The sequence below is a fragment of the Streptomyces sp. YIM S03343 genome (assembly GCF_054729195.1).
Genome location: NZ_JBPUKX010000001.1, coordinates 5461300 through 5483498, shown reverse-complemented (window position 1 = coordinate 5483498; position 22199 = coordinate 5461300). Strand labels below are relative to the sequence as shown.

Below are 22199 nucleotides of genomic sequence, written 5' to 3'. Positions count from 1 at the left end.
AGTGGTGATCTTGTTGAGCAGACCGGCGGACCGCTTGGCGGCCTGGTACTGCGCGGTGATCACCGACGGGTCGAGGGGCTCGGAGTAGATGGCGACCTCGGCCATCTGACCGGTGTAGTGCCCGAGCTTGTCGTTCGGGTTCATCGCCGGCCAGCCCTGGGTGTTCACGCCCGCGCCGAGCGAGATGTAGGGCTGTTCCCAGTCGTTGATGGTGCCGGTGAGGGAGCCCTGGGACACTCCGTCGAGGTACAGGGTCTGGCTGGTGGCCTGTCCGGTGAGGACCGCGTTGTGCCACGCGCCGTCGGTGACGGTGGCGCCGGAGACGACGGTGGGGCTGCAACTGGGCGACATGGCCAGGCAGCCGCGCAGCTTGCCGTCGGTGCCGACGTACACCGCGGGAGTGTTCTTCGTCGTGTTGTTCACCGGGTCGGCGTCGCTCAGCGGCTTGTCGCCGTAGTAGAAGAGCACACCACCGGCCGTGGTCGTCTTGAACCACAGCGAGACTGTCGTGTACGACGGCGTCGCACCCGGTGCCGACGGCATCTCCACGTACGACGTGGTGCCGTTGAAGGTGGCCGTGGGCTGGGTGGAGCCCGCCAGGACGGAGGAGCCGCCCAGGGTCACGTTGTGGTAGAGGCCGTTGTACTGGCCCTGGTTGAGGTCGACCGAGTCCTTGGCGACGGTCGCCCCGGATGCCTCGCCCAGACGCCAGTAGGCGTAGGGGTCGGCGTCCAGCACGGTGGTGCGGTAGTGGTTGCCGGTGGCATAGGTGTACGTGGTGCAGTGAGACCAGTCGGCCGGCGGGCAGACCTTGGTCAGCTGGTCACCCGTGTAGCCGTACTGCCAGGTCTGCACGGTGTTGGAGTCGCCGGCCGTGGCGGGGTCGGTGAAGACCGTGTCGACGTGCGCGGTGGTGGCACCGGCCGGGGTCTGCCAGGTCAGGCTGAGCGAGCGCTTCGACGTCTCGTTGGTGATCTTGGTGAGCTACTTGGAGGTGTTGTACGTGAACGTCTCGGTGCGGCCCGCGTAGTCCTTGATCTTGGATATCGCGTACGTGCCGGCCTTCGCGGTGGTCTGCGTGAAGGAGTACTCCGTGAAGTCCTTGTCCGTCAGCGTGTATCCGCCGGTGACCGACTGAAGGCGGGCGTAGCGGCCCAGCGGCGGCTGAAACGTTCCGTCGCTGTTGCGGCCGAACGCGACCTGCTCGCCGCCCGGGTAGGTGACGATGACACTGGAGACGGTGCCCGCAGGGTCCTTGACCTCGGTCGCCTCCATGTCGGCCACCGTCGACCAGCCGGCTCCGAACGCGCCGTCGATCCGCGGATCGATGCTGTTGTACGCGCGGTCGATCTCCAGCGACGGGCCGACCACCTCCACATCGGCGTCGCTGTCCTCGGTGGTGTAGTTCGCGTCGGACGGGTCGAACTCGTGGCCGTCGGTGTTCTGGGCCAGGCCCGAGGTCACCGGAGGCTGCGGCACGGCCGTGGTGAAGCGGCTGGAGTGCGTCACCTCCTCGTAGCCGTCGCTCACCCCCACGTACCACACGTAGTTCTTGGACCACGTCAGCTTGCCCGACGGGATCTTCCAGCTCCCCTTGGAGATGGCGCCGGAGGTGGCCACCGGCGTGGTGCTGCCGGAGTCGGCGTCGTAGACCTCGAAGGAGTACGTCAGGGCGGCGTTCGGCCACTTGTCCGCGTCGCTCGCGTAGACCAGCAGCTCCGGCCGGAGGGTGTTGGCCTGGAAGTTCTCCGGCGGGTACTGGGCGTTGACCTGCGGCTCGGTGTTGGGCGTGTAGGTCAGGTCCAGCGACGGACGCCAGCTCGCGGTGGCCGAGTCGTCCGAGTGGAACTTCTTCCAGTGCAGACCGTCACTCGTCGGCGCCGCCATGGCCAGGCCGTAGTTGGCGCCGCCTGTGGCCACCTGGGTGAACCACGACGTCGACAGTGTCACCGGCATCTTCACGCCGACGCCCGTGCTGCCGCTGGTGTTGGTGCAGGAGGCGCCGGGGGCGACGGTGGCGGTGCCTATGGCGGAGTCGTACGACGGGCCGGGGTAGGTCGTGGTCGTCGACGGCGACCACGACTGGGTCACCGGATACACCGAGAAGGGCTGGGCGTCACACGTGGAGGACCACAGCGCCCAGACGTTGAGAGTCGCCGCGGAGACCTTCTGGCCGGCGAGCGTCGTACCCAGCGACGAGAACTGCAGGAAGGAGTTGGCCTTCGTGGTGCCCGCGTCGTAGGAGCCGACCTTGATCTGGGTCTCGGCGGAGCGGTTGGCGCTGTAGTCGTTCTGGACGTACGTCGCCTCGCTCGCGAGGACCGTCGTCGGGTCGACGGTGACCGGGTAGGCCCGCTCGGGGTCGTCCAGCCAGGTGCGGTCGGCGGTCATACGCAGCGCCGGCTCGCCGTCCACGGTGGTCAGCTCGTAAGAGACCTTCGCGGAGCGGGCGCCCTCACCGGAGTGCCGGCCGACCTTGGCGTCCTCCATGTAGGCATGGGGGATGGTGGCCGCCACCTTGCCGTCGGCGCCCGTGAACTCCACGTCCCCGTCCTCGGCGAGGCGCGGCGTCAGGCCTTTCGCGTCGAGCGGGAAGACCCAGGAGTTCGCCGCGTCCGGCGAGTTCAGGACGAGGTTCTCCTTGAAACCGTCGGCGACCGGGACGAGCTGGACGTCCGTCTCGGCGAGCACGTCCTGGTAGAGGACCGTGCCGTCCTCGCCCTCGGTGGCCGCCGCCTTGTCCGCGCCGCGCAGGGCGTACGTCAGGGACCGGCCGGCGCCGAAGTCGACAGAGGCCAGCTTCTTGTCGGCGGCGTCCGCAGCGAACTCGACGTCGAGGGAGTTGGCCTTCTGCTCGAAGCGGCCGTCCTGGTCCTTGACCAGGCTGGTGTCGATCGGCTTCCAGGTGCCGTCGTCCGCCTTGAAGTTGGCGCGGCCGCTGTAGTGGCGGATCGTGGTCGAGCCGTCGGCGTTGACGTAGTAGTCCGACGTGGCCGTCGACTTCTCGGCGTCACGCTCGCTGGTGGCCGGGTCGAAGCTCTTCGCGGTGCCCTTGGCCTGGCCGGTGGTGACCTTCTCGGTCCCCTCGACGGCGCGCCGGTACGGGTCGAGTTCGCCCTTGCCCTTACCTGGCTCGCGGCCGACGCCGCCGTCGGCGCTGGTCGCCGCCGTCGATGCGTAGTGGCTCTTGCCGCCAGCGGTGCCGCCCTCCTGGTCGGGGGTGTCCGGCGAAGAGGGTTCACTGGCCCACTTCCACAAGCCGGAAAGTGAGAACTCCGGCATCTCCGGCGCCGACAGGGTGGCGCCGGTGGCCTCCGCTGTCTCGGTGGTGAGCATGAACGAGAAGGACAGCAGAACGGAAAGTGCTGTAACCCTCGCTCTGCGCCGTCCTGAACCACCCGGAGGGTACAGGCGAGGGCTACGCACCCAGCGAACACGCATGGGCAAGCCTTTGCTAAAGAAGCGTCAATTAAGCTTCAAAAGCTTGCCCTGGTGATCACATAGGAACCACACAAGATCACAGTCGTTAGTTGATCTTTATCGAACGACGGGAACCATCGGCCGTTTTGTCATCTCTTGACCTTGTGCACGGCCTGCCGGACCGCCTCCGTCACCGTCTCCTTGAGCTGTGCATCGGGCTTTGCAGTCGTGATGTTGTCGGCCTCTGAAGCCTCGCCGTCGCCGTCCACCACGACGAAGCGCACACCGGGGTGTTGCGGGGCGGCGGCCCGTGCGACCTGGACCTGGGCGTCGCCGACGGCCAGGACGACCTCGCACTGCCGCTGCATCAGGCTGTTGAAGAACGGCCGGACGTTGCCGACCGACTGAGGTCCCGTCACCGGTACGTAGTTGACCCGGGCCAGAGTCTCCAGGGACGCCTTCTGCATGCCCTGCCACACGGTGGCGGCGCGCGTGCCCGCCTGGATGCCCTTCTCGCCGGTCAGCAGGCAGGCGTCGACCTCGGTGTACTGCCGCGCACGCGCATCAGGCGGCCCGTCCTGCTCACTGCCGCCGAACAACCACACGCCCGCCAGCGCGAGCACGACCACCCCTGCGCCGCCTGCCGCCGCCCAGCCCCTGCGGCCCCGCAACGCGTCGGCGACCACGGCCGTCACCCGAGTCACGGACACTCTGCTCCAGATGCTGCCGGCCTCGCGCGCCCCGCTGCGGCGCTCGTTCTCGCGCCAAGCACGCCGGACCTTCATCGCGATCCGCCCGCGGACGATCCGGCCGACTGGCGGAGTCCCCGGGCCGACGGCCCCACGATGCCCGGCCTCGACCCGGCCGTGCGGCCCGTGTGAGCGGCACCCACGTCGTGCTTCACAGCGATCTACCTCTGCTCTCGGGATGTGCGTACGTATGCGCGAATGCGGAAGCGACGCGTAGGGTACATGGCGCGCGGCCGGAGGGCCGACTCATGGGGCGAGGGAGCGGTCCGGGGCGGCAGGCTGGGCGGCGGGTGCCGTCCGCTCGCCGTGAGGGATCGCGCCGGCCGCCGCCACCGGGACCTTTACCAGATGGTCGGCAACTCCACGACCGTGGCCAGTCGGCGGGACACCGAGCACCGCTGCCGAGGCCGCCAGTCCGAACGCCGCCTTGCGTGCTGCCTTCTTGGTCTGGCACGTGCCAGGGATCGGAATGTAGATAGTCGATGAACACTCTCGCAAAAACGGTGGTTCAAGCCTCCCGGTCGGAGCTGGGAAGTGACCTGGAGAGCCTCAACGAGACGCTCACCGAGCTTGGGTGGACAGCCTCAGGTTCGACGGCCCCTCAGTACTCTCGTCACTTCGAGGCACAGGGGATTCGACTCAACCTCTACCAGGACAGCGGTAGTTGGTTCATCGATGTTCTCTTCAAGGAAGTCTATCCAGCTGACGCCGACGATCTGGGATACGAAGCCGTCATTGCGGTCTGTGAGGCTGAAGAAGGTTTCTTCCGGCATGTCATGGGCGATCTGGTGAACCAGGTAACCGCAAGGGGCGTCGACGTTGAGCGCGGGGAAGAGTTGGGGATTGACCGGGAGGAGTTCATTCTGCTCGCCGAATGGAAGATCGGCCATCTTCCCCTCATCCTCGGCATTGCATACATCGACACTGGTCTACCAGTGAGTGTGATGGCGCGGTTCCCCGCGGGACACCAGCACGACGGGTGAGTTCGTTATGGCGCACGTGGGTCGAACCGTCCGGTCCAGGTACGCAGCGGCGTTCTGCCGAGTTGCAACCATTGACGTTTCGACGCCGATCGCGGGGGCGGCTCTCCTGGAGGGCACCTTCGCAGTGTCCTAAACTGCTCTCTGCGGTGTGCAGAGTGGCACATGGCGCTTGGAACTACAGAGGATCAATGCTGGTCGAAGCGGATGTCGTGGCGGTTCTTCAAGGAGACGGCGGGGGCGTCGCCCGTGTCTACGCGGCTGGCTGCGTCGAGCGCATGGCCCAGATTTTCACCGGTCTGCGTGCGGGCACGCCGGAGCGGGGCGCAGACGTTGATTTCTTCATCGGAACGCTGCAGCGTCTGTGGGACCTCGGAGACTCGCTGGACGATTTTTCCGACAGGGTGCGACGCCTTGAAGGATTCCCGGAGATGCAACCGCCAGAAACAGGCCACACCGCCGTTGATGATATCTATGCCTTTTGCAGCGTGCTCGCTCTACGCTATGCCATCCTCTGCGCCGGTTCCACGAATGCTGCAGAAGCCGAGCGATGCGGGCACATCGTTCTGACGGCAATGGGTCAATTGCAGCAGAATGTGACAGGGGCCCATTTCTACGAAGAAGAGCTCGATTGGCAGCGCCGCTCCATCCGTCACGCCGGCGAGGCGGTCGACACCATTGCTCTGCGGACGGACTGCGCCCATACAGGCAGGGAGCGTCTCGCTGCGCTGTTGGCGAGTTGATGAAGGGGCCTCCGTTTCCGCTATCTGCCGCAGGTTGAGGTCTTACCGGAAGCCCGGCGCCGAGCGAGCCGGGGTCCTGGAGGTTCGCGCGCGGCCCGGGTGAGGGATGTCCTCGCCCGGGCCGCGGGTGTGAAGTCGTGTCAGCTGTCCCCCGCCGCTACGAGCCCAGGATCGATGCCAGGAACTCGCCCACCCAGCCCAGCAGTTCCCTGCCGATCAGCGGTTTGCCGCCCACCTTCGCCGTCTTGGGGCGGGGTACCAGTACCTGGTGGGCGGCCGGTTTGATGACCGAGCCCGGGTAGAGGCGCTTGAGGCGCAGTTCCTGGGACTCGCGCAGTTCCACCGGTGCGAAGCGGATGTTGGTGCCCTGGAGGACGATCTCGCCGACGCCGCACGCGCGGGCCAGCATCCGCAGGCCCGCCACCAGCAGCAGGTTCTCCACCGGCTCGGGCAGCTTGCCGTAGCGGTCGACCAGTTCCTCGCGGACCGACTTGATGTCGTCCTCCGAGTTGACGGAGGCGATGGCACGGTACGCCTGGAGACGCAGCCGCTCGCCGGGCGCGTAGTCGTGCGGGACGTGCGCGTCGACCGGGAGCTCGATCTTGACCTCCAGCGGGGCCTCCTCCTCGATCTCTCCCGTCTCCAGCTGCCTCCGGTAGTCCGCGACCGCCTCGCCGACCATGCGTACGTACAGGTCGAAGCCGACGCCCGCGATATGGCCGGACTGCTCGCCACCCAGGAGGTTTCCGGCGCCGCGGATCTCCAGGTCCTTCATCGCCACGTACATGCCCGCGCCCATCTCGGTGTGCTGGGCGATGGTGGCGAGCCGCTCGTGCGCGGTCTCCGTGAGCGGCTTCTCCGGCGGGTACAGGAAGTAGGCGTAGCCGCGCTCACGGCCGCGCCCGACCCGGCCGCGCAGCTGGTGCAGCTGGGACAGCCCGAAGGTGTCGCCGCGCTCCACGATCAGCGTGTTGGCGTTGGAGATGTCGATGCCGGACTCGACGATCGTCGTCGACACCAGGACATCGAACTTCTTCTCCCAGAAGTCGACGACGACCTGTTCGAGGGCCGACTCCGACATCTGGCCGTGGGCGGTGGCGATCCGGGCCTCGGGGACGATGTCGCGGAGACGCGCAGCCGCCCGGTCGATGGATTCGACCCGGTTGTGGATGTAGAAGACCTGGCCCTCGCGCAGCAGTTCACGGCGCACCGCGGCGCCGATCTGCTTCTCCTCGTACGGCCCGACGAAGGTGAGCACCGGGTGGCGCTCCTCGGGCGGGGTGGTGATCGTCGACATCTCGCGGATGCCGGTGACCGCCATCTCCAGGGTGCGCGGGATCGGGGTCGCGGACATCGTCAGCACGTCGACGTTGGCGCGCAGCTTCTTCAGCTGCTCCTTGTGTTCGACGCCGAAGCGCTGCTCCTCGTCGACGATGACCAGGCCGAGGTCCTTGAACTTGGTCTCGGAGGAGAACAGCCGGTGGGTGCCGATGACGACGTCCACCGCGCCCTCCCGCAGGCCCTCCAGGACGGCCTTCGCCTCCGTGTCGGTCTGGAAGCGGGACAGGGCGCGCACATTGACGGGGAACTGGGAGTAGCGCTCGCCGAAGGTGCCGAAGTGCTGCTGCACCAGCAGGGTCGTGGGCACCAGGACGGCGACCTGCTTGCCGTCCTGGACGGCCTTGAACGCGGCGCGGACCGCGATCTCCGTCTTGCCGTAGCCGACGTCGCCGCAGATCAGGCGGTCCATCGGGACCGACTTCTCCATGTCGTCCTTGACCTCGGCGATGGTGGTCAGCTGGTCGGGGGTCTCCGCGTACGGGAAGGCGTCCTCCAGCTCGCGCTGCCACGGCGTGTCGGTACCGAAGGCGTGTCCCGGCGCGGCCATGCGCGCGCTGTAGAGCTTGATGAGGTCGGCCGCGATCTCCTTGACGGCCTTCTTCGCGCGCGCCTTGGTCTTCGTCCAGTCGGCGCCGCCGAGCCGGTGCAGGGTGGGCGCCTCGCCGCCGACGTACTTGGTGATCTGCTCGAGCTGGTCGGTGGGGATGTAGAGCCGGTCGCCGGGCTGGCCGCGCTTGGCCGGGGCGTACTCGACGACCAGGTACTCACGGGTGGCGCCCTGCACGGTGCGCTGCGCCATCTCGATGTAGCGGCCGACGCCGTGCTGCTCGTGGACGATGTAGTCGCCCGCCTCCAGGGTGAGCGGGTCGATGGTCTTGCGGCGGCGGGCCGGCATGCGCGCGCCGTCGCGGCCCGCGGCCTTCTGGCCGGTCAGATCGGTCTCGGTGAGCACCGCGAGCTTCAGGTCCGGGTCGACGAAGCCGTAGTCGATCGACCCGCATGCCACATGCACGACCGCCGGGGACAGCGCGCCGAGATCGGTGTCGAGGCGGGCGGCGATGCCCTCGCTGCCGAGCACCTCGGCCGTGCGGGCCGCGGGGCCGTGGCCCTCGGTGACGAACACCGCGCGCCAGCCGTAGGCGAGCCAGCCCTTGGTGTCGGCGAGCGCCCTCGCGGTGTCGCCGCGGTAGGTCTCCGGCGCGTGCATGCCCAGCTTGAGGGTGTCGTTGCCGTTGTCGAGGGCGAAGGTGTCGTCGGCGGCGAACGGGGACACCGACCACCACATCATGTCCAGCTCGCGCGCGCGGTCCCGTACGTCCGCGATGGACCACAGGGAGGCGGCACCGACGTCGATGGGCGCCTCCCCGCCGCCCGCTGTCGCCGCCCAGGACGCCTGGAGGAACTCCTGCGAGGTGGCCACGAGGTCGCTCGCGCGCGTGCGCACCCGCTCCGGGTCGCACACGACGGCCATCGCGCCCTTGGGCAGCACGTCGAGCATCAGCTCCATGTCGTCGACCAGGACGGGCGCCAGACTCTCCATGCCCTCCACGGCGATGCCCTCGGCGATCCTGCCGAGCAGTTCGCCGAGCTCCGGGTGCTGTTCGGCGAGCGCACGCGCGCGCGTGCGGACGTCGTCGGTGAGCAGCAGTTCGCGGCACGGCGGCGCCCACAGGCCGTGTTCGGCGACCTCCAGGGAGCGCTGGTCGGCGACCTTGAAGTAGCGGATCTCCTCGACGTCGTCGCCCCAGAACTCGACGCGCAGGGGGTGTTCCTCGGTGGGCGGGAACACGTCCAGGATGCCGCCGCGTACGGCGAACTCGCCGCGCTTCTCGACCAGTTCCACCCGTGAGTACGCGGCCGCCGCCAACGCCTCGACCACGGTGCCGAGATCGGCCGTGCCGCCCGTGCGCAAAGACACCGGCTCCAGGTCGCCGAGGCCCCTGACCTGCGGCTGGAGCACGGACCGTACGGGCGCCACGACCACCGAGACCGGCCCGGTGGCGGGGTCGTCGGGGTTCGGGTGGGCCAGGCGGCGCAGTACGGCGAGACGGCGGCCGACGGTGTCGCTGCGCGGGCTGAGCCGCTCGTGGGGCAGCGTCTCCCACGACGGGAACTCGACGACGCCCTCGGGCGGCAGCAGGGAGCGCAGGGCCGCCGCCAGGTCCTCGGCCTCCCGGCCGGTCGCGGTCACCGCGAGCACCGGGCGGCCGGTCTCGCGGGCCAGCGCGGCCACCGTGAAGGGACGCGCCGCCGGGGGGCCGACCAGGTCGACATGCATCCGGTTGCCGTCGGTGGCCGCCTTGATCGCTTCCGCGAGGGCGGTGTCCTTGACGACGGCGTCGAGCAGACCGTGCAGGCTCATGGAGGGGGCTTTCGTCCGAGGGTGCGGGGGGTTCAGGGCGGGGTTTCGCCCGGTTTCCGGGGCCGGGTGGGAGGGGGCGGGCAACACGAAGTGCCCGGCACGTCCGACGGGGCGGGGGGCTTCCAGCCTACGACGACGGCCCTGCCGGTGCCGGAGCCTGTGGACAACTCGCCATCACCCTGGCGCCGGGCGCTCCGCGGGAAGGGCCGCTATGGGCCATCGGTCGTCTGCGGGTGCGTCGTGGCTGGTCGCGCAGTTCCCCGCGCCCCTTGGGGTGCTGCCCGGCCGTCGGCAGACCCCGCCAGGGGCGCTCAGCGCACGGTGCGGATGGGCCGTCGATCGTCTGCGGGTGCGTCGTGGCTGGTCGCGCCCACGCGGCGGAGCCGCATATCGGCACAGCCCCGCGCCCCTTGGGTGCTGCCGGACCGTAGTCGACTTCGCAGGGTCCGCTCTACCACCGCAAACGCCGTAGGGCCCGGTGCCGGGAAGCCCCCCGTAGGCTTCCCGGTACCGGGCCCGCACCCCCGTGCGATCGGCACCCCGTACGACCGTCGCCCCCGTACGACGAGGTGCCGTAGCTGCCACTACTCCGTGGCGATCGCGTTGAGGACGTTCATGCGGCCTGCGCGGAACGCCGGCACCAGGGCTGCGAGGAGGCCTACGAAGGCCGAGCCGATGAAGACCGCGATGATCGTCGGCCAGGGGATCTCCAGGACCTTCAGGCCCTCCAGTGCGAGGAGCTGCTGGGCGGTGGCGCCCCAGCCCATGCCCAGGCCGAGGCCGAGGAGCGCGCCGAACAGGGCGATCACGACCGACTCCAGGCGGATCATGCGGCGGAGCTGGCGGCGGGAGAGGCCGATCGCCCGCATCAGGCCGATCTCGCGGGTCCGTTCGACCACCGAGAGGGCCAGGGTGTTCACCACGCCGAGGATCGCGACGATGATCGCCAGGGCCAGCAGGCCGTAGATCATGTTCAGGAGCTGGCCGATCTGGTCCTTGAGCGCCTTCTTGTAGTCGGTCTGGTCGCGCACGGTGTACTGCGGGTAGTCGTGCATTGCGGACTTCAGCGACTTGTACGCGGCGGCCTGCTGCCCGTCCTCGGCGGAGGCGAAGACCAGCTGGTCGAGCGGCATCCGGTCGGCGGGCACGTACTTGGCGAGCGTCGAGATCGCGGTGTACATGGAGCCCTTGTCGATGACGACGTCGTCGCTGGTGATCGCGCGGACCGTGAGCCGGGCCGTGCCGCCGTCCTTGAAGTCGACGGCGATCGTGGAGCCCAGGTGGATGCCGTGGTCCTTGGCGAACTTGTCGTGCACGGACATGGAGTTCGGCTTGTAGGCGTCCGCGAGGTCTCCGGCGACCGTCTTGGTGCGCAGGTCGGTGGCGTAGGTCGGGTCGGCCGCCGTGATCCGCGTGTTCTTGAGGGTCTTGCCGTCGGGTGTGGTGAACGCGGCCTCGGTGCTGCGGTACTCGGTGACCCGCGCCAGCCCCGGCGTCGACTTGACGGCCTTCACCGCTTGCGGGGTGATGAGCTGACCGGAGTCGTTGCCGATGATGAAGTCGGTGCCGACGGTCTTGTCGAGCTGGTCGGTCGCCGAGGCGACCATGGACGAGCCGACGACCGACAGACAGGCGACCAGCGCCAGGCCGATCATCAGCGCGGCGCCGGTGGCGCCGGTACGGCGCGGGTTGCGCAGCGCGTTGCGCTCGGCGAGACGGCCGACGGAACCGAAGACCCGCAGCAGGACGGCGCTGAGCACCCTGACCAGTCCGCCCACCAGGAGCGGGCCGACGGCCACGAAGCCGATCAGGGACAGCACCACGCCCAGGCCGAGCCAGGCCGAGCCCGTGGTCGCCTTGGCGGCAGTGGCGGCCAGGTACAGGCAGAAGGCGCCGCCGGCGGTGAGGAGCAGGCCGATGCTCGCGCGGATGGTGCTCGCCTTGGCGTCGGCCGGGGCGCCCGCGTCGCGCAGGGCGGCCATCGGGGAGACCTTTCCGGCGCGCCGGGCGGGCAGATAGGCGGCGAGGACGGTGACGACGACACCGAGGACCAGGCCGACCACCGGGGTCGTCCAGGCGACCGTCAGGTCGTCCGTGGACAGCGTCATGCCCATCGAGGTCATCAGCTTCATCAGGCCGATCGCGATGCCGACGCCCGCGCCGACACCCAGGACCGAGCCGACGACACCGAGCAGCAGGGCCTCCGCGAGCACGGAGCGGTTGACCTGCCGGCGCGAGGAGCCGATGGCCCTCATGAGGCCGATCTCCCGGGTGCGCTGGGCGACCAGCATGGAGAACGTGTTGATGATCAGGAAAATACCGACCAGGAAGGCGACACCGGCGAAGCCGAGCATGCCGTACCTCATGACGTCCATGAAGCTCTTGACGTCCTTCTGGTTGGCGTCCGCGTTCTCCTTGGCGGTGCGGACCTTGTAGTCGCCGCCCGTCGCGGCGGCCACGTTCTGCTTCAGCTGCGTCTGGGTGACACCCTTGACCGCCATGACCTCGACGTTCGTGTACACGCCGGTCCGGCCGACCAGGGCGTGCTGCGCGGTCGGGGTGTCCAGGTAGAAGATCGCGGCACCGGGGTTGGTGACGGCGAAGTCGGCGATACCGGAGAGCTTCGCGGTGTGCGTGCCGACCGCGCTGATCAGACCGATCTCGTCACCCAGCTTGAGGTGGTGCTTGTCGGCGGTGTCCTTGTCGACCATGACCTGGCCGGAGCCGTGCGGCGCCGTCCCGGACGCGATCTTCATGGTGCGGGCGTCGTTGCGGTTCCAGTTGCCGACGATGGTCGGCGCGCCGCTCTTCGGCGACAGGCTGTCCTTCTTCGCGTCGACGACGGTCACCGAGGTGGAGAACACCGTGCCCTCGGCCCACCGGACGCCCTGCGCCTTGCGCACGTTCGTGAGCACGGAGGCGGGCATCACCGGCGGTTTGCCGTTGTCGGAGGTCGTCGCGCCGTTGTCGGAGGCGGCCTTGGCGCTCACCGTCACATCGGCGGAGGTGGCCTGGAACAGCTTGTCGAAGGTGGTGTTCATGGTGTCGGTGAACACGAGCGTCCCGCAGACGAACGCCACCGACAGCAGGACCGCGACCGCGGAGAGGGCCATGCGCCCCTTGTGCGCGAAGAAGTTGCGCAGGGAGGTCTTCATGACGGTCATGACGTACGCCCCCGGGCGTCGAAGTCCTTCATGCGGTCCAGGACCTGATCGGCCGTCGGCTGGTGCATCTCGTCGACGATGCGGCCGTCGGCGAGGTACAGCACACGGTCCGCGTACGACGCGGCACCCGGGTCGTGGGTGACCATCACGATGGTCTGGCCCAGCTCGTCCACGGACCGCCGCAGGAAGCCCAGCACCTCGGCACCCGCACGCGAGTCCAGGTTGCCGGTCGGCTCGTCACCGAAGATGATCTCTGGGCGGGCCGCCAGGGCGCGCGCCACGGCGACACGCTGCTGCTGGCCGCCGGACAACTGGGCGGGGCGGTGCTTGAGCCGGTCTGCGAGCCCCACGGTCTCCACGACCTGCTGGAGCCACGCCTTGTCCGGCTTGCGGCCGGCGATGTCCATCGGGAGCGTGATGTTCTCGAGCGCGTTCAGCGTGGGCAGCAGATTGAACGCCTGGAAGATGAAGCCGATCCGGTCCCGGCGCAGCTGCGTGAGCTTCTTGTCCTTCAGTCCGGTTATCTCGGTCTCGTCCAGGTAGATCTGCCCGCTGGAGACGGTGTCCAGGCCCGCGAGGCAGTGCATCAGCGTCGACTTGCCGGAGCCCGACGGCCCCATGATCGCGGTGAACTGGCCCCGGGCGATGTCCACGTCGACATGGTCGAGGGCGACGACGCGGGTCTCCCCGGTCCCGTAAGCCTTGACGACCTGCCGCGCCCGCGCGGCGACGGCCGTACGCTCTCCAGTGCCCCCATGCCTGGGAATGGTCACAGCCGAAGTCACGGTGTATCTCCTCAGTAGATCCTGCGAGTGTTGTCAGCCCGCGCCGATCGGTTCGGCGGACGGTGCGGGCGCACGGTGCCTGTCGTGGTGCCGTCTCCTCGACGACACGGACGAGTCTTCCTTCCGGAAAGCCGCGGCGCGCTGGTGCACAGCCCCGTCTTTCCCTGGGGAAAACCCCACCCCCGCCGGTTCGGTCACCGCCCCCCAGCGGCGTAAAGCCAGGTTAAGGAGCGCAACCCGCCCCTCTCGTCCTCCGCCGGGACGAACGCCCCCCGACCCCTGATAAGGACCAACCCCTAGGGGCTTTCCACCCCCGGGTGGAGACCTCCTCGGGGTCGCCTCCACCCGGCGGCACCGATCCGGCCGTGCTGACCAGGCTGCGCCCTGCCGTCGCGTCAGGGTCAAGTGGGAAGCTGGGTCCGGCAGATGGGTGCAGGGGGCACGGAGGGGGACCCGGTGGAGAGCACAAGCCCGGCGGCACACGACGAGAAGTCCTCCGCCCCCGGCACCCGTCCCATCCGCCCAGGCGCGGTCGTCGCCGCCCTCATGCTGGCGATGGCGCTGCCCGCACTCGACTCGACCGTCGTCTCCACGGCCGTGCCGCAGATCGTCGGCGACCTCGGCGGCTTTTCGGTCTTCTCCTGGCTGTTCTCGGGCTATCTGCTCGCCGTCACCGTCACCCTGCCCGTCTACGGCAAGCTCTCCGACACCCTCGGCCGCAAACCCGTGCTGGTCGCGGGCGCCGCCGTGTTCCTGCTCGGCTCCCTGCTGTGCGCGGCGGCCTGGAACATGGGCGCGCTGATCGCGTTCCGGGTGGTGCAGGGTCTGGGCGGCGGCGCGCTCCAGGGCACCGTCCAGACGCTCGCCGCCGACCTCTACCCGCTTCAGGAGCGCCCGAAGATCCAGGCGAAGCTGTCCACGGTGTGGGCCGTGTCGGCGGTGGCGGGACCCGGGATCGGCGGGGTCCTCGCGGCATACGCCGACTGGCGCTGGATCTTCCTGCTCAACCTGCCGATCGGCGCCGTCGCCCTGTGGCTGATCGTCCGTCACCTCCACGAACCGGAACGAGCAGAACGCGTACGCGGCCCACGCCCGCGGGTCGACCGGGCGGGCGCGGTGGCGGTCTTCGTGTGCGGGGGCGTCCTGCTGACGGCGCTGGTGCAGGGCGGGGTCGCCTGGCCCTGGCTGTCGGCGCCGTCGCTCGCCCTGTTCGGCACGGGACTCGCGCTGGTCGCCGTGGTGGTGGCCGTCGAGCGTCGCGCGGCCGAGCCGATCATCCCGGGCTGGGTGTGGCGCCGCCGCACGATCGCCGCCGTGAACCTCGCCCTCGGCGCACTGGGACTGCTCATGGTGGCGCCGACGGTGTTCCTGCCGACGTACGCGCAGGCGGTGCTCGGCCTCAGCCCGGTGACCGCCGGGTTCGTCCTGTCGGTGTGGACCCTGACCTGGCCGGTGTCCGCCGCCCTCAGCCAGCACGTCTACCGCCGCATCGGCTTCCGCGACACGGCTGTGGCGGGCATCGGTGCGGCGGCGCTGATCCTGTTCGCGTTCCCGTTCCTGCCCTACCCGGGCCGGGCCTGGCAGCCGACGCTGCTGATGCTCCTGCTCGGCGCCGCCCTGGGGCTGTTCCAGCTGCCGCTCATCGTCGGCGTCCAGTCGACCGTGGTGTGGGCGGAACGCGGCACCGCCACCGCCTCGATCCTCTTCTGCCGCCAAACCGGCCAGACGGTCGGCGCGGCCGTCTTCGGCGCCGTCGCCAACGGGGTCCTCGCCACCCGGCTCGGCGGCGCCGGCGGCCTGGACTCCATCACCCGCACCCTGGACACCGGAACGGTCCCCGAACACACCCGGCGGGCCATCGCCGACGCGATCCACGCCGTCTACCTGGGCGCGTCCTGCGCTGCCGCCGTCGCATTCGTCGTCCTGCTCCTGCTGGCGCCGCGGCGCTTCCCGGTGCTCGGCGACTGACGGGACCACGCGCGGTGACCGGGCCGAGGGGCGCAGCCGCGCATTCCGGCCGGCGGCTTCGGCACCGGCCCCTCAAAAGTCTGAGTTACTCCGGGTAACGACACGGGACGGCAACACATCCGCCAAGGAAGCGCATACCGACCGGACAGTTTGGTGAAACTACTGCGCGGAATCGCTACCAGTAAGTAACGTGCGGGCTCGCTCACCCCCCTCCCTGCGGTCCGCAAGCTGCGGACCCGAGCCGTGCAAGGAGCGCCGGGATGTCCTTCGACCCGTCCCCGCCCAACTCGTCGCCCCCGCCCAACTCGTCGCCCCCGCCCAACCCGCCGTACCCAACCAACTCGTCGTACCCAGCCAACCCGTCGTACCCGCCCAGTTCGTCGTACCCGCCGTACCAGTCGTATCCGTCGCCCCGCCCGTCGCGGCCGCCGTCGTATCCGCGCCCCCGCCCGTCGCAGCCGCCGTATCCGGCGCCCCGGCAGCCGGACCTGCCGTACTCCTGGCAGTCGCCCGAGACCCCGTCCGGGCCGGAGTACCCCCACCCGGCCGCGCCGGGGCCGGGCGGTGATCTGCGGGTGCTGCGCGAGGCCTACCGATGGCAGCGGCGGACGGCTTCACTGACCGCGCTCGGGTACTTCACCCTCTTCCTCCTCCTGTCGGCGTTCGCACCGGGCCTCATGACCGACAAGGCCGTGGACGGACTGCCCGCCGGACTGCTGCTCGCACTGCTCCAACTGCCGGTCACCTGGCTGGCGATCGGCCTCTACGAGCGCACCGCGCACCGCCGCGTCGATCCGGTCGCCGACCGCATCCGCAGACAGTCCGAGCTGGACGCACGACGGGAGGCCGCCCGATGACCCCAACCGTCCTCCTCACCTCGGCCGCCTCGGCCGCCTCGGCAGCCGACGCGGGCGGATCCATCGGCTTCAGCGACTCGGCGCAGGCCATGTCGCTGGTGGCCTTCTCCGCCGTCGCGACAATCACCCTCCTGCTGTGCGTGATGACCGGACCCGACCGCGACGACCTCGACGAGTTCTACACCGGCTACGGCTCCCTCTCCCCCATGCGCAACGGCCTCGCCATCGCCGGGGACTACATCTCCGCGGCCACCGTCCTCGGCACCGGCGGCGTCATCGCACTGTGCGGCTACGACGGCATCGTCGTCGCCCTCAGTACCGCCCTGTCGCTCGTCCTGCTGATGTTCCTGCTGGCCGAACCCCTGCGCAACGCCGGCCGGTTCACCATGGGCGACGCCCTGACCCGCCGCGCACCCGGGCGGACCGTGCGGATCACCGCGAGCGTGGTGACCATCGCCGCCCTACTGCCGCTGATGCTGGTGCAACTCGCGGGCACCGGCCAGCTGATGGCGTTCATCCTCGGCTTCTCCAGCGACGCACTGAAGACCGGCTGCATCATCGGCCTCGGCGCGCTGATGATCAGCTACGCGGCCATCGGCGGTATGAAGGGCACCGCCCTCATCCAGATCCTGAAGATCGTGATGCTGCTCGGTTCCGGCACGGTCGTCGCCCTGCTGATCCTCCGGCGCTTCGACTGGGACCCCGGAACGCTCTTCGACGCCGCCGCCGCACAGAGCGGCGCGGGTCCCGCGTTCCTCCGCTCCGGGCTGGAGTTCACCGGCGGCACGTACCCCCGGATCGACATGATCACGTCGGCCCTGACCATCGTCCTCGGCGGCGCCTGCCTGCCCCACATCACCATGCGCATGAACACCGCGTCCGACGCCCGCCAGGTACGCCGCTCCATGTCCTGGGCGGTGTCGGGAGTCGTCCTGTTCGTGCTCGTCATGACCGTCGTCGCGATCGGCGCCACCGCGCTCATCGGCCGCGCCGCGATCGCGAGCGCCGACCCGCACGGCAACACCGCCTATCTCCTGGGCTCACGGGCAGCCCTCGGGGCGCAGGTGTCCCCGGCGGAGACCCTCCTGTTCACCGCCGTCACCACCGCCCTCTTCCTCACCCTGCTCGCCTCCGTCGCCGGCATGATCCTCGCCTGCGCCAACTCCCTCGCCCACGACGTGTTCGCCACCCGCGCGAAGCCGACGACGGCACGCCGCGAGATGACCATCGCGCGCATGTCGGCACTGGCGGTGGGCATCCCGGCGATCCTGCTGGCCACCCTCGTCCAGCACCGCAGCCTCCAGCCCCTCGTGACCCTCTCCTTCTGCCTCGGCGCCTCGGCCATCGCCCCCGCGCTCGTCTACAGCCTCTTCTGGCGCCGCTACACCCGCACCGGCCTCATGTGGACCCTCATCGGCGGCTCCCTGGCCGTCCTGCTGCTGATGCCGGGCACCAACCTCGTCTCCGGCTCCCCGCTCGCGGCCTTCCCCGGCGCCGACTTCAACTGGTTCCCCTTCACCACCACCGGGATCGTCTCCATCCCGGCCGGTTTCGCGGCGGGTTGGATCGGGACGGTGATCTCCGGCCCGCGGGAGGCGGCGGAACAGCGCCGTCAGTACGAGGCGGTGGAGGGGTGGATCCTGGCGGGGGCGGTGCGCAGGAGAGCCTGACGCCGGGTTCGGGGGTGCACGGGGGCTCGGGGGCGCAGGGGGGCTCGGGGCGCAGGGGGGCTCGGAGGCGCCGAGCGGGCCGCCTCCAGCGCCGTCTCACTCCGCCGGAGTGCGCCCCGTCAGCGCCGACAGACTGCTGCTGACCTGGGCCAGCTGCGCGTGCACGTCGTCCGACCGGTCGGCGTGCTCGCGCAGTACACGCTCCGTCTCCCGGGCGACCCGGTCCTGACGGGCCTTCGCCTCGGCGAGCACGGCCTCCGCACGGCCCCGGGCATCCTCCTGGACCCGTGCGGCCGACTCCTGCGCCGCCCCGAACTCCCGCTGCGCCTCGGCCAAGGCGGTCTCGGCGCGGGTCAGGGACGCCGCGTGGAGCGTATCCAGGGCCTCGGCCCGCCCGGCGGCCTCCCGCTCGGCAGCGGCCCACCGCTCGGCGTGCTCCTTCTGCTGTCCGGCCAACGTCTCCTCCGTACGCCGGCGCATCTCGCGCAGCGCGGCCAGCACCTCCCCGCGCCCCCGCTTCACCTCCCGCCGCGCCGCCACCCGCACCTCGTCGGCCTCGGCGCGCGCCGTCAGCAGACGCTGCCGGGCATCCTCCTCGGCCCGGGCGCGTACGGCGTCCACGGGCGGGCGTGCGGCCTCCCGCACGCCCTCAGCGCACACCTTCGTCTCCTCCACACGGCGCACTGCCTCTTCGCGCGCGCTGTCCCACAGTTCCCGCGCCTCCTCCTGCGCAAGCTGGAAGATGCACCGTGCGCGCTCCCCCAGCACCTCGTACGACTGCGGCGCGAGCCCCTCCACCGCCGCCCGCAACCGCTCCAGCTCCGCCTCCATGTCCCTGGCCAGCACCGTGAGCCGGGCGGCCCGCTCCCAGGCGGCGTCACGGTCCCGCGAGAGCGCCTCGGTGAACACATCGACCTGGTCACGGCGGTAACCCCGCCTCCGGACCGCCCCGAGGCCGCACAGCGACACCCACGGTCTGCCCATCCCGGGACCCCTCTCCATCCGAAAAGGCGCGAAATGATGATGCTGATTACCGATTCGTCGATTCGCGCATATTTTGATGGATCAGGAGTTAATCGACATAACATGACACTCCGCGCGCAAACAACAGGGCTGGGCCCGGTCGGGTGACCGGGCCCAGCCCTGTCGTGCACGTTCATGCACATTCGGCCTGACGCCGACGGGTCTACGGCTCAGGCGGATCTACGGCTCAGTGGCTCGGCGGCGCCTCACAGCAGCCCGTCCCACATCTGCTCCAGCAGCACCGACCACCAGCTCTCCGGCGAACTCAGCGCCGCCGGATCCAGGGACGCCAGCTGCGCCTGGAAGTCGACAGTCCAGCGGCCCGCCTGCTCCTGGTTCAGCCCGAATCGCAGCCGCCACATCCGGCCCAGCAGCGCCAGACAACGCGCGAACTCCGGCAGCCCCGTGTTCACGAACTGCGGCGGCACCGGAGCACCACCCGGACCGGCCTCCACCGGTACCGCCACGATGTTCGCCGTGCCGTACTGCACACACACGGCCTTGCCGAAATCGGTACCCATCACGAGGTACGACCCCGCATCCGCGGCCGGCTGCACCCCGCGCTCCTGCGCCAGCTCCGCCAGCGTCGGCACCGGACGGCCCGGCTGGGCCTGCGCCCAGAAGAACGGCCCCAGGTCCAGCGGCAGCCCCGCCGCCACCAGCGTGTGCGCCACGATCGGCGGCACACCCTGCCGGGACACCGCGGCCTGCTCGAACCGGAAGACCCCCGGCCCGAACGCCGCCCCCAGCTCCTGCGCGATCCCCTCAGGCGGGATCGGCGGCGCGGGCTGCACCGGCGGCACCGGCACCCGCACCGGCGCCTGCCGCGCGGGACCGTCCGCCACCTGGTGCAGCTCGCCCTGGTGCGCCAGCAACTGCTGCATGCCCTGCTGCCGGCTCGCGTGATCCGTGCCGTACGGCGCGATGCTCGTGATCCGCGCCTGCGGCCACTGCTCCCGGATCATCCGCGCGCAGTACGCGCCCGGCAGCTCGCACGACTCCAGCTCCGTGTGCAGCTCCAGCACCTGGCCGGGCGGCACGTTCATACCGCGCAGCTCGTGGAAGATCTGCCACTCCGGGTGCGGGGTGCCCGGCGCCGAACGCCGGATCAGCTGCTGCTCCGAACCGTCCTGCGCCCGGTAGCGCAGCACCGCCTGATAGCCGGGGCCGACCATGGGCAGCCCCTGCTGCTGCGGATAGCCGTACGCGGGGGGCTGCTGCCCCGGCATGGGCTGACCGGGCATCGGCTGACCGGGCATCCCCGGGATGGGCTGGCCCGGCATCTGCTGACCGGCCATGGGCTGACCCGGTACGGGCGGCGGCCCGGGCGGTACCGCGCCGGGCGGCACCCCGGGCACCCCGGGGGCGGGCGGCGGCGGAGGCGCACCCGGCGCGCCCACCGGGGGCCCGGCCAGCACCGTCTCCGCGTGGTGCACGGCACCGGGGGCGCCGGGTACGCCGGGCGCACCAGGAGCACCGGGAGCACCTGGCGGCAACGGGGCGCCGCCGGGGCCCATCGGGTTCGGGTTCGGGTTCGGGTTGGCCAGCATCGTCGCGGCATGGTGGACGCCACCCGGGGGCGTACCGCCGGGTACACCGGGCGGCTGCGGCGCGCCGGGAGCGGGCGCGGGCTGCGGTCCGTCCGGGCCCAGCGACGACACCAACTGCGTCGGCTGGTACCCGCCACCGGGCGCGCCCGGTACGGGCGGCGGCGGAGGCGGGCTGCCCTGCTGGGCACCCGGCATCCCCGGTACACCCGGCACCGGCGGGGGCGGCGGCGGAGGCGCGCCCGTACCGCCCCGGCGGGCCCGCGCGGGCGGCGGGGCCTTGCTGGTCGCCGCGTCCGCGATGTCTTCGGCGTTCGGTGCCAGCCGCCGCCCCGGGTCACCGGGAGCGCCAGGAGCACCAAGACCGCCCGGTGCACCCGGAGCACCAGGACCGCCCTGCGCACCGGGTCCGCCCGGCGGGAAGCCGTACGACGGCGGCGGAGGCGTGGACGCCACACCCTGCGGACCACCCGGCAGCGGAACGGGAGCACCCGGAGCCCCGGGGCCGCCCTCCGGATAGCCGTACGACGGCGTGGGCGGCGGAGACGGCGGCATGCTGCCCTGCGGCCCGCCCGGAGCGCCCGGCGGGGTCGGCACGCCCGGCGGGGTCGGGTAGCCGTACGACGGCGCGCCCGGCGGCGGAGGCGGAGTGCTGCCCTGGAGCGGCGTCTCCGGCTCCAGCGCACGCGCGCGCGTGGTGGGCGGCAACTGGCTGCCCCCCGGGATCAGCGCCGTCCGCGCGTCCGGCGGCGTGTCCATCGGGGCGTCCTCCGGCTCATCGCCCAGCGCCGACGCGAACACCGTCGCCGGCAGCGGCACCGAACCGTCCTCACCGGCGCCCGCGCTGGTGTCCGTACCCGTCCACGGCGTCGCCCCCTCCGGCACCGGCGGCGCACCCGCACCCGTGCCCGGCACCCCGGCGGCCGGCGGCCACACGGCAGCACCGCCCCCCGACACACCGGACCCGGCTCCCGGCACCCGATCGGCAGGAGCCCGATCGGACGGAACCCGGTCGGACGGAACCCGATCAGCAGGCTCCGCGACCCCGGCACGGGCACCAGCACCGGCACCGGCACCGCTCCCCGGCACCCCCGCCTGCGTCTCCGGCAGCCCGCCGGACCACCCGGAACCGGAAGAATCCCCGGCAGCGGCACCGGCCGAGACCCCGCGCCCCGACGTACCCGGCCCCCCGCCCCGCCGATCCGGTATCCCCAGCCGATCCGCCGCCTCCTGCAACCACTCCGGCGGCGACAGCAGGAACGACGTCTGATTCAGATCCACCCGCGCCGCAGCAGGCGCCGCCACCGGCTCGTCCTCCACATCCGCACGGCCGTACTCCTCCTCGTACCGGCGGATCACCTCACCCACCGGCAGCGCGGGCCACAGCGTCGCGTCCCCGCTGTCCCGGGCGATCACCAGCCGCTGCCCGCCCCCGTCCGAACGCGGCCCCTCAGGACGGTCCTCCGCCCACACCACGAACCCGAGCTCGAACTCCCGCACCCGCACCTCACGATGCTGATACGAGGGCACGTCCCCGTTGACCCACTCTTCCGCACGCTCCTGCGCCTGCGCGAACGTCACCATCGCCCG

12 protein-coding genes and 1 pseudogene are annotated in these 22199 nt (G+C 70.8%); 5 read left to right on the top strand and 8 right to left on the bottom strand.

Translation table 11 applies throughout. The features are described 5' to 3' along the window. Positions 1-117 precede the first annotated feature (117 nt). The 3 genes and pseudogenes from ACSYGN_RS24025 to ACSYGN_RS24015 all read right to left on the bottom strand — a co-directional run. Positions 118-543, bottom strand: a pseudogene (locus tag ACSYGN_RS24025) (LamG-like jellyroll fold domain-containing protein); the annotation flags it as partial. A gap of 441 nt (positions 544-984) precedes the next feature. Next, positions 985-3336, bottom strand: a complete 2352-nt coding sequence (locus ACSYGN_RS24020; RefSeq protein WP_460398912.1) for a DNRLRE domain-containing protein — start codon at positions 3334-3336, stop codon at positions 985-987. 233 nt (positions 3337-3569) lie between these two features. Then, positions 3570-4124 (bottom strand): type 1 periplasmic-binding domain-containing protein, encoded by a 555-nt coding sequence (locus ACSYGN_RS24015; RefSeq protein WP_460398910.1) that lies wholly within the window; start codon positions 4122-4124, stop codon positions 3570-3572. A gap of 527 nt (positions 4125-4651) precedes the next feature. On the opposite strand from ACSYGN_RS24015, the gene ACSYGN_RS24010 reads away from it, so the two are divergent. Beyond that, a complete protein-coding gene (locus ACSYGN_RS24010; protein ID WP_460398908.1) occupies positions 4652-5152 on the top strand; it encodes a hypothetical protein in 501 nt (166 codons plus the stop codon). A 188-nt stretch (positions 5153-5340) separates the two neighbouring features. Then, positions 5341-5892, top strand: coding sequence for a hypothetical protein (locus tag ACSYGN_RS24005; RefSeq protein WP_460398906.1), 552 nt, complete (start codon positions 5341-5343; stop codon positions 5890-5892). A gap of 157 nt (positions 5893-6049) precedes the next feature. Here the strand turns inward: ACSYGN_RS24005 and mfd are convergent, their stop codons facing one another. From mfd to ACSYGN_RS23990, 3 genes are all read right to left on the bottom strand, one after another. Continuing rightward, complete coding sequence (mfd, locus tag ACSYGN_RS24000) at positions 6050-9595, bottom strand: transcription-repair coupling factor (protein WP_460398904.1); 3546 nt, start codon at positions 9593-9595, stop codon at positions 6050-6052. A 584-nt stretch (positions 9596-10179) separates the two neighbouring features. Further along, on the bottom strand, positions 10180-12759 hold the full coding sequence (locus ACSYGN_RS23995; RefSeq protein WP_460398902.1) for an ABC transporter permease: 2580 nt from the start codon (positions 12757-12759) through the stop codon (positions 10180-10182). Further along, the gene (locus ACSYGN_RS23990; RefSeq protein ID WP_460398900.1) at positions 12756-13544 is read right to left on the bottom strand and encodes an ABC transporter ATP-binding protein; all 789 of its coding nucleotides are present in this window, start codon (positions 13542-13544) and stop codon (positions 12756-12758) included. Before ACSYGN_RS23990 ends, ACSYGN_RS23995 begins: the two co-directional genes overlap by 4 nt. 456 nt (positions 13545-14000) lie before the next feature. Here ACSYGN_RS23990 and ACSYGN_RS23985 point away from each other — a divergent pair, with 456 nt between their 5' ends. From ACSYGN_RS23985 to ACSYGN_RS23975, 3 genes are all read left to right on the top strand, one after another. Beyond that, complete coding sequence (locus ACSYGN_RS23985; RefSeq protein ID WP_460398898.1) at positions 14001-15512, top strand: MFS transporter; 1512 nt, start codon at positions 14001-14003, stop codon at positions 15510-15512. Positions 15513-16000: 488 nt separating this feature from the next. Further along, positions 16001-16369, top strand: a complete 369-nt coding sequence (locus ACSYGN_RS23980; protein ID WP_460403687.1) for a DUF485 domain-containing protein — start codon at positions 16001-16003, stop codon at positions 16367-16369. Positions 16370-16458: 89 nt separating this feature from the next. After that, the gene (locus ACSYGN_RS23975; protein WP_460403685.1) at positions 16459-18039 is read left to right on the top strand and encodes a sodium/solute symporter; all 1581 of its coding nucleotides are present in this window, start codon (positions 16459-16461) and stop codon (positions 18037-18039) included. A 96-nt stretch (positions 18040-18135) separates the two neighbouring features. On the opposite strand, the gene ACSYGN_RS23970 is transcribed toward ACSYGN_RS23975, so the two are convergent. Together ACSYGN_RS23970 and ACSYGN_RS23965 are read right to left on the bottom strand one after the other, a co-directional pair. After that, positions 18136-19023, bottom strand: coding sequence for a cellulose-binding protein (locus ACSYGN_RS23970; protein WP_460398896.1), 888 nt, complete (start codon positions 19021-19023; stop codon positions 18136-18138). 245 nt (positions 19024-19268) lie between these two features. Then, positions 19269-22193 (bottom strand): SUKH-4 family immunity protein, encoded by a 2925-nt coding sequence (locus tag ACSYGN_RS23965; protein WP_460398894.1) that lies wholly within the window; start codon positions 22191-22193, stop codon positions 19269-19271. Positions 22194-22199: the final 6 nt, after the last annotated feature.

Bases quoted from the DNA above. Each gene is read 5' to 3' on its own strand.
- ACSYGN_RS24020 (WP_460398912.1), bottom strand. From the start codon at position 3,336: ATGCTCACCACCGAGACAGCGGAGGCCACCGGCGCCACCCTGTCGGCG.
- ACSYGN_RS24010 (WP_460398908.1), top strand. From the start codon at position 4,652: ATGAACACTCTCGCAAAAACGGTGGTTCAAGCCTCCCGGTCGGAGCTG.
- ACSYGN_RS24005 (WP_460398906.1), top strand. From the start codon at position 5,341: ATGCTGGTCGAAGCGGATGTCGTGGCGGTTCTTCAAGGAGACGGCGGG.
- mfd (WP_460398904.1), bottom strand. From the start codon at position 9,595: ATGAGCCTGCACGGTCTGCTCGACGCCGTCGTCAAGGACACCGCCCTC.
- ACSYGN_RS23995 (WP_460398902.1), bottom strand. From the start codon at position 12,759: ATGACCGTCATGAAGACCTCCCTGCGCAACTTCTTCGCGCACAAGGGG.
- ACSYGN_RS23975 (WP_460403685.1), top strand. From the start codon at position 16,459: ATGTCGCTGGTGGCCTTCTCCGCCGTCGCGACAATCACCCTCCTGCTG.
- ACSYGN_RS23970 (WP_460398896.1), bottom strand. From the start codon at position 19,023: ATGGGCAGACCGTGGGTGTCGCTGTGCGGCCTCGGGGCGGTCCGGAGG.
- ACSYGN_RS23965 (WP_460398894.1), bottom strand. From the start codon at position 22,193: ATGGTGACGTTCGCGCAGGCGCAGGAGCGTGCGGAAGAGTGGGTCAAC.